Annotated in this window: 9 protein-coding genes and 1 pseudogene; 3 read left to right on the top strand and 7 right to left on the bottom strand. The window is 60.8% G+C overall.

Annotation, left to right across the window (positions count from 1 at the left end):
• Nucleotides 1-101: 101 nt before the first annotated feature.
• From JWR14_RS25320 to JWR14_RS25290, 7 genes and pseudogenes are all read right to left on the bottom strand, one after another.
• Nucleotides 102-221: pseudogene (locus JWR14_RS25320) on the bottom strand (zinc-ribbon domain-containing protein); the annotation flags it as partial.
• A 45-nt stretch (nt 222-266) separates the two neighbouring features.
• Nucleotides 267-1,169, bottom strand: a complete 903-nt coding sequence (gene prmA, locus JWR14_RS25315; protein WP_299713774.1) for a 50S ribosomal protein L11 methyltransferase — start codon at nt 1,167-1,169, stop codon at nt 267-269.
• Between the two features lie 32 nt (nt 1,170-1,201).
• The gene (accC, locus tag JWR14_RS25310) at nt 1,202-2,584 is read right to left on the bottom strand and encodes an acetyl-CoA carboxylase biotin carboxylase subunit (protein WP_299713772.1); all 1,383 of its coding nucleotides are present in this window, start codon (nt 2,582-2,584) and stop codon (nt 1,202-1,204) included.
• Nucleotides 2,585-2,779: 195 nt separating this feature from the next.
• Complete coding sequence (gene accB / locus JWR14_RS25305) at nt 2,780-3,262, bottom strand: acetyl-CoA carboxylase biotin carboxyl carrier protein (protein WP_299713770.1); 483 nt, start codon at nt 3,260-3,262, stop codon at nt 2,780-2,782.
• 155 nt (nt 3,263-3,417) lie between these two features.
• Complete coding sequence (gene aroQ, locus JWR14_RS25300) at nt 3,418-3,918, bottom strand: type II 3-dehydroquinate dehydratase (RefSeq protein ID WP_299713768.1); 501 nt, start codon at nt 3,916-3,918, stop codon at nt 3,418-3,420.
• 203 nt (nt 3,919-4,121) lie between these two features.
• Nucleotides 4,122-4,673: a TlpA disulfide reductase family protein gene (locus JWR14_RS25295; RefSeq protein WP_299713765.1), complete on the bottom strand. Its 552-nt coding sequence runs from the start codon at nt 4,671-4,673 to the stop codon at nt 4,122-4,124.
• Nucleotides 4,670-5,320, bottom strand: coding sequence for a UDP-N-acetylmuramate--alanine ligase (locus JWR14_RS25290; protein ID WP_299713762.1), 651 nt, complete (start codon nt 5,318-5,320; stop codon nt 4,670-4,672). Before JWR14_RS25290 ends, JWR14_RS25295 begins: the two co-directional genes overlap by 4 nt.
• A 195-nt stretch (nt 5,321-5,515) precedes the next feature.
• Here JWR14_RS25290 and mpl point away from each other — a divergent pair, with 195 nt between their 5' ends.
• From mpl to JWR14_RS25275, 3 genes are all read left to right on the top strand, one after another.
• Entirely contained in the window at nt 5,516-6,916 is a 1,401-nt protein-coding gene (mpl, locus tag JWR14_RS25285; protein WP_299713759.1) for a UDP-N-acetylmuramate:L-alanyl-gamma-D-glutamyl-meso-diaminopimelate ligase, read from the top strand.
• Nucleotides 6,913-7,500 carry a YqiA/YcfP family alpha/beta fold hydrolase gene (locus JWR14_RS25280; RefSeq protein WP_299713756.1) on the top strand — a complete coding sequence of 196 codons (588 nt, stop codon included), beginning with the start codon at nt 6,913-6,915 and terminating at the stop codon, nt 7,498-7,500. The genes mpl and JWR14_RS25280 overlap by 4 nt, the downstream gene beginning before the upstream one ends.
• A 96-nt stretch (nt 7,501-7,596) precedes the next feature.
• The coding region (locus tag JWR14_RS25275; RefSeq protein WP_299713753.1) for an RNB domain-containing ribonuclease at nt 7,597-9,338 on the top strand (1,742 nt) is incomplete at its 3' end.

Here is a 9,338-nt window from a genome sequence, read left to right as displayed (position 1 = left end):
CTCGACTTCTCTGCCCACGGGCTTGCCGGATCTACGCCGTAGTTAGGCGCGGTTGCAGCCAACGCGGCCATGACGGTTTCGTCGCGGTCGAACTGGTAATGAGCTGCGTCGAAGATTTCCTGACAATGACCGCAACGCACGCGGCCGTCGTGCGGCGCGAGCAAATGCGGGTCCAGACGGAAAACTGTTTCGCAGTGGGGACAGCGGGTTGCCAGCGCCATATGTAGCCGAAGGCCAGAGGCCGGTAGATGGACGATGGCGCTATTCTAAAGGCTTTCGCGGCGGGTACCGGCAAGACACACCCAGCCTTCGTGTTCCTGCCATACGCTGATGTCGATCCAGCGTGCGTAGACTGCGGCAACTTCGTCGGCCTGACGAGCCAGAATGCCCGACAAAGCGATGCGTCCGCCCGGTTTCACGCGCGCTGAAAGCATCGACGCCATCAGCTTGAGCGGGTTCGACAGAATGTTCGCGACCACGATGTCGAATTGCCCTTCGTGGAGATCGGCGGGCAGGCCGTAGGTGACATCGGCGTGATTGCGCTCGCTATTCTGGCGCGCGGATTCCACCGCTTGCGGATCGATATCGATCCCGATTACCGGGTTCGCACCGCATTTCTTCGCCAGGATCGCGAGGATGCCGGAACCGCAACCGTAATCGAGCGCGGATTGGTTTTGTTCAACCGATTGCTCGAGCCATTCCATGCACAGCCGGGTAGTCGGATGGCTGCCGGTACCGAACGCGAGACCGGGATCAAGTTCGAGCACGAGCGCGTCCGGATCGGGTGCTGCATGCCAGGACGGCACGACCCAGATCCGCTTGCCGATAGGAATAGGATCGAACTGGGATTGCGTGAGGCGCACCCAGTCCTGATCTTCGACATCGCGCAGCGTGAAGGCCGGCGTGTTTTTCAAGCCGATCTCATTGGCCGCGGCCGCGAGCAACACGGCGGGGTCAACGTCATCGGCCAGAAGCGCGACGACCCGCGAGCGGTTCCACGCCTTTTGATCCGGCGTGAGGCCGGGCTCGCCGAACAACGGCTGCTCATCGGGGGTATCGGCGTCAGCATCTTCCACCGATACCGACAACGCGCCCAAATCCAGCAGCGCATCCGACAACGCTTCCGCGTGTTCCCGGTCCAGCTCGGCGATCAATTCCCGGTAGCTCATCTTCTTGAAACCCTGCTTAATGCGTCATTGCGTTATTGCGCCGCGTCTTCCGCAGCGACAGCAGCCGCCGCCTTGCGCGCGGCGAGCTTGTTTTCGAGGTAATGAATGCTCGTGCCGCCTTCGACGAACTTCGCGTCGATCATCATCTCGCGATGCAGCGGGATGTTGGTCGAAATGCCTTCCACGACCATTTCGGACAACGCAATACGCATGCGGTTGATCGCTTGCTCGCGCGTTGCGCCGTACGAGATCAGCTTGCCGATCATGGAGTCGTAGTTCGGCGGCACGAAATAGCCGTTGTACGCATGCGAATCGACACGAATTCCCGGACCGCCTGGCGAGTGCCACGACGTGAGACGTCCCGGCGACGGCGTGAACTTGAACGGGTCTTCCGCGTTGATCCGGCATTCGATCGCGTGACCGCGAATCACGATGTCCTTCTGGCGGAACGCGAGCTTTTCGCCGGCAGCAATGCGAATCTGCTCCTGCACGATATCGACACCGGTAATCAGCTCCGTCACCGGATGTTCGACCTGCACGCGCGTGTTCATTTCGATGAAATAGAACTCGTTGTTTTCGTACAGGAATTCGAATGTGCCCGCGCCGAGATACCCCATCTTCTTGCAGGCATCGGCGCAACGGTCCCCAATGCGCTCGATTAAGCGGCGCGCAATACCCGGCGCGGGCGCTTCTTCAATCACCTTCTGGTGGCGGCGCTGCATGGAGCAATCGCGTTCGCCCAGCCAGATTGCGTTACGGAATGAATCCGCGAGAATCTGGATTTCGATGTGCCGCGGGTTCTCCAGGAATTTCTCCATGTAGACCTGCGGATTGCCAAATGCACGGCCGGCTTCTTCGCGGGTCATGTTCACCGCATTGACCAACGCCGCTTCAGTGTGGACCACGCGCATGCCGCGCCCGCCGCCACCGCCCGCTGCCTTGATGATCACCGGATAACCCACGGCGCGCGCAATCTTCACGATTTCCTTCGGATCTTCGGGCAACGCGCCCTCAGAACCCGGGACGCACGGCACGCCCGTCTTGATCATCGTTTGCTTGGCGGAGACTTTGTCGCCCATCAAACGGATGGTTTCCGGACGCGGTCCGATGAACACGAAGCCGGATTGCTCGACGCGCTCCGCAAAATCCGCGTTCTCCGACAAGAAACCGTAGCCGGGATGGATCGCTTCGGCGTCGGTGACTTCGGCGGCGCTGATCAGCGCCGGCATGTTGAGATAGCTGAGGTTGGACGGAGCCGGTCCAATACACACGGCTTCATCGGCCAACTTCACATACTTGGCTTCTTTATCGGCTTCCGAATAGACGATGACCGTCTTGACGCCTAATTCGCGGCACGCGCGCTGGATTCGGAGCGCGATTTCACCACGGTTCGCAATGAGGATTTTTTCAAACATAGCAAGGTTTCGACTCATCGATGGAACGCCGGGACGGTTGCCCGCGGCGGTCCTGGGAGATCGGCGGCGCGTCTCGCTCGCTAGTCTGACCAACCAAACTATTCAAGCAAGCGCCCGAGTGCTGCGGCCACCGGCTGGGCGCATGACGACTGACTGCGCTTTGGTCCGGCGGCATCGCGGGAAATCAGTCGCCGATCAGTCGCCGATCAAGAACAGCGGCTGACCGTACTCGACGGCCTGGCCGTTCTCGACCAGGATTTCCTTCACGATGCCCGACTTGTCCGACTCGATTTCATTGAGCAGCTTCATTGCTTCGATGATGCACAGCGTCTGACCTTCCTTGACGGTGTCTCCGACCTGCACGAACGCGTCGGCGCCCGGCGATGGCGCGCGATAGAACGATCCGACCATCGGCGACGTCACCACATGACCTTGCGGCACGACGGCGGCCGGCGTAACCGGGGCGCCGGCGGCAGCACCCGCGTTGCCTGCTTCGCCCGGCTGACCGTATTGCGGCGCTTGCTGCATCGGTTGCTGCATGTACTGCGGAGCCTGCATGTAGACGGGCGCGGCATTCTTGACGATGCGAACCTTGCCTTCGCCTTCGGTAACTTCCAGCTCCGAGATGCCGGATTCCGAGACTAGGTCGATAAGCGTTTTAAGTTTACGAAGGTCCATCGAAAATTCCCCTTTCAATGCTTGGTGACCGGAAGCTTTTTCCGGTGCTTGACTTGGTAGTTGGGCGCCGCTGACGGGAGCGTTGTCCGGTACCGCAGACGCAGGCCCCGCATCACGTTGTGCGAGCAGTTCAATTGCCTTGAGCGGATCGCGGCTCAAGCGCGTGGCTTCTCGGCTGATCGCTCAGCTGACTGCCCAGCTGACTTCACAGCAGCGTTTGTAGCAAGACGCTCAAGGGTGAAATCGAGCGCATACAGATAGCCTTTCCAGCCCAGGCCGCAAATCACGGCTTCGGCCAGATCGGAGAAATAGGAGTGATGCCGGAACGCTTCCCGCTTGTGCACGTTCGACAAATGAATCTCGATGAACGGCAGCGCCACGCCCGCGAGGGCATCGCGGATCGCGACGCTCGTGTGGGTATAAGCAGCGGGATTGATCAGCACGAAATCCACCTGTTCTGTCCGCGCTTGCTGAATGCGATCCACGATCGCGCCTTCATGATTGCTTTGAAACGACGACAATTCCACGCCCGCCGCCTGTGCCTTTTCTGCGAGCGCCTTATCGATATCTGCGAGCGTTACCCGACCGTAGACTTCCGGTTCGCGAGTGCCGAGCAGATTAAGATTTGGGCCGTGCAGGACCAACAATCGAGACATAGTGGCTTTGGTTTGTGCGGAGTTGGGCGCACTTTAGCGCCCTTTAGAGAAATTTGTCTAGTTTTACGGCTCGCCCGTCGCCCGATTCAGGGGGCGAAACAGGTCGGTCACCGGCATTTTGCACGTATTTTCGCGCAAAGTTTCCGGAAATGACGGCATCTCCCCGCGATCGATATCGATTTGCGGAGGATCAAACGGCCGTCTTATAAGGCGTCGAGCGTCGCTTTCAGCTCTTTTGGATCGACTTCGCCGAGTTTTGTCGAACGAATCACACCCTTGGCGTCGATAACCACGGTGAAGGGCAGCGCGCCCGCGTTATTGCCGAAACTGCGGGCGAGATCGGCGCCGCCGAAACCGGCAATATAGATTGGGTAATCGACGGGTACCTTCTGAAGAAACGCATTGACGTTTTTCTCGGAATCGACGCCGAGGCCAATAAACGTAATGCCTTTCTTCTCATATTCTCGATGCATTGCCGCGAGCGTCGGCATTTCCTTCACGCAGGGGCCGCACCACGATGCCCAGAAATTCACCACCACGGGCTTGCCCTTGAACGAGGCGAGCGCCTGCTGTGTTCCGGCGGCGGTTTGTAACTGCGCTTTCCAGAGATCATCGACGGCGTTGCCGCTGGCTTTCGTCGTGCCCTCGGCTGCCTGGCTCGTTTCACCGCCCATCATCAGGTGGCTGGCGTAAAACCCGCCGCCGGTTGCCGCAATGGCGATAACGACGGCGGCAACAATGCGCATTGAATTCATAGAGTGGTGGCCGGTGTGGGCGCGGGCGGCTCGTCGAGCAATGCGCGTACGGCGACAGCGCTTGCACGCGCAAGCTTGCCTCGGCCGTCCGCGCGAACGGCGCCGCGCAGGTCGTTGGTGTCGTAGAGCGCGATGTGAATGCCCATGGGTTCTTCGTCGCGCGAGGGGCGCATCAGAAAGCTCAGGGTTTCGACGTAACCGCGGCCGGCAAAATGCCGGGTTTCCGATACGTCGTATTGAACGTTCGCGTTCAGCAGGTAAATAGCGACTTCCTTGGGGTTATCGCAGAAGCATTGCAGGTGGATGTCCGAGTGTTCGCCCGCTGTGCCGTTCAGCACGGCGCCGGTCAGGTACGGGTTGAATGGCTGAAGTCGTTGCATCCATTCGAGCGCGACTTCGCGCATGCGGCGCAGGACAGCGGGCTGGCTTTCGCTCTGGAAGAGTGCCTGGTATTCGCGGATTTCGTCTTCAATCTGACCGTTATCCGGCAGCCATTCGCCGCCAATGCGGGTTTCGCCGACGACCTGGCGGGCGGCTTTGCGCTTGGCCGTGGAATAGTCGAGGCCGTCTTCGGCGATTAGCCGCGCCGCCGCGATGGCGATTTCTTCGCGTACGCGCAGCGGATCGAAATGTGATTTGCGAATCATGGCGGAATGATACCGGAGATAGGTTTTCGATCGCGTCAGGGGGATGGCGCCGGGGCGGAGCCGGCCCGCCGTCGGCAAAAATCCAAGCCCATCCGTCGGTTACAATGTACCGCTTCGGGCGCGGGCACCGGGCGCCGGAATACCTCACTCATTCCCCCCGTGCTAACGGCCCCTCCCGCCACGAACACACGCTTTATGCACATTCACATCCTCGGTATCTGCGGCACATTCATGGGTGGTCTCGCGGTCCTCGCCCGCGAAGCGGGTCACCGCGTCACGGGTTGCGACGCTGGCGTCTATCCGCCAATGAGCACCCAGCTCGAGGCGCAGGGCATCGAGTTGATCGAAGGTTATGGCGTGGAGCAAATTGCGCTTGAACCCGATTTGTACGTAGTGGGCAATGTCGTTACGCGCGGCAATCCGCTGATGGAAATCATCCTCGATCGCGGCTTGCCCTACACGTCCGGCCCGCAATGGCTCGGCGAGCATGTGCTGAACGGAAAATGGGTGCTCGCGGTTGCCGGCACGCACGGCAAGACCACGACCAGTTCCATGCTGACCTGGTTGCTCGAAGATGCCGGCATGAATCCGGGATTCCTGATCGGCGGCGTGCCGCTGAATTTCGGCATCTCGGCACGGCTGACGGACTCAAGCTTCTTCGTCATTGAAGCCGACGAATACGACACCGCTTTCTTCGATAAGCGCTCCAAGTTTGTTCATTACCGGCCGCGCACGGCCGTACTGAACAACCTCGAATTCGATCACGCCGATATCTTCCCGGATCTCGCTGCTATCGAGACCCAATTTCACCATCTGGTACGTACCGTGCCAAGCGTCGGGCGGATCGTGACGAACGGCCGTGAAGCCGCGCTCGAGCGCGTGTTGACGCGCGGTTGCTGGTCCGGTGTCGAGCGCTTCGGCGTGCAAGGCGGTTGGGAAGCGCTGCCCGCCAGCGACGGGGTTGCCGTCGACGAGCAGTTCGCCGTGTACTGGGAAGGTGAGCGCCAGGGCGTGGTCGACTGGCAAGTGCAAGGCGAGCACAATCGAATGAATGCGCTGGCGGCGATTGCGGCCGCGCGTTCAGTAGGCGTACCGCCTGCGCAGGCGACGCAATCGCTGAGCACGTTCCGGAACGTGAAACGACGGATGGAAGTGAAGGGCAGCGTGGACGGCGTGACCGTCTACGACGACTTCGCGCATCACCCTACCGCGATCGAAACGACGGTAGCGGGATTGCGGACGCGTATTGGCGCGAATAGCCGCATCCTGGCGGTCCTCGAACCGCGTTCGAACACCATGAAACTCGGCACGATGAAAGCGCAATTGCCGGCCAGTCTCGCCGACGCCGACCTGGTTTTCGGCTACGGCGCGCACGAAGGCCGGGACAAGCTCGGCTGGGATCTGCAAGCGGCACTCGCGCCGCTCGGCGATAAAGCCCAGGCGTTCAACGACCTCGCGATGCTAGTCAAGTCAATCGTCGCAGCGGCGCGTCCGGGCGACCACGTGCTCGTGATGAGCAACGGCGGTTTCGGCGGCGTACATCAGAAGCTGCTCGATGCTCTGTCCGCGCGGCCGGCCACCAAGGAGCGGGTGTGATTCTTTATCTGCACGGCTTTCGGTCATCGCCACAATCGTTCAAGGCTCGCGTGATGCGCGCGCGGCTGGAAGAGCTGGGATTGATCGACCAATGGCAATGTCCTACTTTGCCGGTCTCGCCTAAAGAAGCCATCGCGCTGGCTGAAACGCTCGCGGCGCAAGCTCATGACGATGAGATCACGGTGATCGGCAGTTCGCTCGGCGGGTTTTACGCGACGTGGCTCGCTGAGAAACACGGCTGGCGCGCGGTGCTGCTGAATCCCGCGGTCGTGCCGCAAGAGGACCTGACTTGTTATCTCGGCGAGCAGCCGTTGTGGCATGGCGGCGGCAGTATTGTGGTCGAGCCGCGTCATATCGACGAATTGCGTGCGCTTTCCGTTACGTCGATCACCCGGCCTGACCGCTACTATCTGATTGCAGCTACCGGCGACGAAGTGCTCGACTACCGCACCATGCTCGCGCATTACCCGGACGTGCGGACCACACTGATCCAGGGCAGCGATCACGCGATCAGCGACTTTCCCAGTTACCTGGACCAGGTGCTCGCGTTCTGCGAGGCTCGGCCGCCCGCTGTTGCGGCCTGAAGACCCTGAGCGTTTTCTTTTATGTTGGCTTGGCTTCGTACGGGATGTGAGCCCGACCGGACGCCACGTCGACCAACAGTCTTTCGAGAGTATTGAGTGAACGTTTTTTTTGAGGAATCAGGTAGTTTCAAGGCCGGCGCCGTTCTGTCCAAGCAGAACGATGCGTTTCAGGTCGAGTTGCCCGGCGGGCGGCGCGCGAAAGTGCGTGCCAAAGACGTATTGATCGAATTCGAGAAACCGAACGCCGCCGATCTGATGCAGCAGGCCGATGCTATTGCACAGGACATCGATCTCGATTTCCTGTGGGAGTGCGCGCCGGAAGAAGAATTCCCGTTTGCGGAACTGGGCGCGGATTATTTCGGCGATAAATTCGGCGCGACCGAACGCGCAGCGCTCGTGCTGCGCATGCACGGCTCCCCGGTGTATTTCCGCCGCAAGGGCCGGGGGCAATATCAGCGCGCGCCGCAGGAACAGTTGCAGATGGCGTTGGCCGGGCTGGAAAAGAAGCGGCAACTGGCGTTGGTCCAGGAGGGTTATGTCGAGGAGCTGGTCGCCGGCAAGTTGCCCGAGGCGCTCGCCGGCAAGGCGATTGGGTTGCTGACGAAGCCGGATAAGAACTCCATCGAATATAGGGCGCTCGAAGCGGCGGCCGCCGCTCGCGGGATTTCGCAAGCGCGGCTGATGCTGGAAGTGGGCGGCATTCCTTCGGCGCGTGCGCTGCATGAAGCGCGGTTCCTGTCGGAATTTTTCCCGCACGGGACGGGCTTCGCATCGGTTACCGTGCCGCCGCTTCCCGATGATCTGCCGGAAGCGGACGTGCAGGCGTTTTCTATCGATGACGTTACCACCACTGAAATTGACGATGCGTTCTCCGTCGAGCATCTCGCCGATGGACGCGTGCGCGTGGGTATTCACATCGCGGCACCGGCGCTGGGGATCTCGCGCGGCGACATGATCGATGCAATCGCGCGCACCCGCTTGTCAACCGTGTACATGCCCGGCGACAAGATCACCATGCTGCCGGACAGCGTCGTTGAAGCCTTCACGCTGGCGGAAGGCGGATTGCGGCCGGCGTTGTCGCTGTACATCATCGTGAATCGGGAAACGCAGGAAATCGTCGCAACCGAAACGCGTGCCGAGCGTGTATTCGTGAAGAGCAATCTTCGACACAATCATCTGGATGAGCACGTCACCGAGGAATCGCTCGCGGCGGGTAGCGGCGAATATCCGCACAAGGATGACATCGCGGTGCTTTGGCCGCTCGCGCAGGCGCTGTTCGAAAAGCGCCAGGAAGCGCGCGCGGGGTACGGTCTGCGGCGCGAGGTGCAGCGCAATAACGACTTCAATTTCTACGTGGAAGGCGAGCACATCACGATCACGCCGCGTCGGCGCGGATCGCCGCTGGATCTGATCGTCGCCGAGCTGGCTATTTTGGCGAATTCATCGTGGGGTGCGTTTCTCAACGACCACAGCGTGCCGGGGATCTATCGGTCGCAACGCGGATTCGGCGCGCCGGGTCCGAAGCGCACGCGCATGCAGACCACGCCCGCGCCGCACGAAGGGCTGGGTGTTGCGCAATACGCGTGGAGCACGTCACCGTTGCGTCGCTACGTCGACTTGGTCAATCAATGGCAGTTGCTCGCATGCGTTCGGCACGGCGTGACGGCTGCGCTGGTTGCGCCGTTCAAGCCGAAAGACGCCGATCTGTTCGCGGTTGTTCAGGGCTTCGATGACCAGTATTCCGCCTACGCCGATTATCAACGGCGCATGGAGTATTTCTGGTGCCTGCGCTGGCTGAAGCAGGAGGGCAAGAAGCACGTGGCGGCGTCGGTGGTGAA

Origin of the sequence: Caballeronia sp., assembly GCF_028292365.1 — a bacterium.
In the GTDB taxonomy this organism is placed as follows: domain Bacteria; phylum Pseudomonadota; class Gammaproteobacteria; order Burkholderiales; family Burkholderiaceae; genus Caballeronia.
The sequence above is the reverse complement of the archived record's forward strand: the minus strand, read 5'-3'. Positions and strand labels throughout refer to the sequence as shown.